This is a genomic window from Phyllobacterium sp. P5_D12 (assembly GCF_054049495.1).
Window position 1 is genome coordinate 1 of sequence record NZ_JBFUMG010001099.1, and the last position, 715, is coordinate 715.

Annotated in this window: 1 protein-coding gene; it reads right to left on the reverse strand. The window is 49.9% G+C overall.

Annotated features, from left to right (window positions below):
* Window positions 1–190: 190 nt before the first annotated feature.
* The coding region (locus ACXJ5O_RS28925; RefSeq protein ID WP_457302906.1) for an EAL domain-containing protein at window positions 191–715 on the reverse strand (525 nt) is incomplete at its 5' end.

Genomic DNA, 715 nt, shown 5'->3' on the forward strand with positions numbered 1-715 from the left:
AAGTATCCCTGCGATCAAGGCGACGAGTGGCGCAATAGCTATCTGAGCAATCATGTTGATTCTTCCTTATTTGAGGTTCATCGGCAGCAATGTTTCAAAGTGCAGCTTAGGTCAGCGCCAGCTCGATGTCAGCGCGAGAAGCACCTTATCCAATGGACATTGTTCGTTGYGAGAAACTCAAATACTGGGATCAGTGCAAGGACACAGCATATTCTGTCACTGCAACCAATTTCTGTTCCATTGGAGCATCAAGAAGCCTTGCAATGTCCTGCGCAGGCATCGCAGCACCATACAAGAAACCTTGCACATATTCGGCGCCGATCCATTCACTGATCAACTCGGACTGTTCGTTGGTTTCCAGTCCCTCGATTGTCACCGACAATCCGAGTTCGTGCGACATCTGCACGATGCCACGAAGCAGTTTAAGGGACCTTCCCTCGGCGACAATATCGGCGATAAAAGAGCGGTCGATCTTGACCTTCGTGACCGGAAGATCCTTCAGATAGCTCAGGCTTGAATAGCCCGTGCCGAAATCATCAATTGCAACCTGTACGCCAAAATCCTTGAGCTCCGAAAGAACGCTCCCGGTACTTTCTCGATCAGTTATGAGCGCACCTTCCGTTACTTCCACCTCCAGCAGATGCGGCTCAACGTCGTAGCGCCTCAAAGCGGAACGAATAATATTCACCATGTCCATGTTCTGGAGATCATAGGA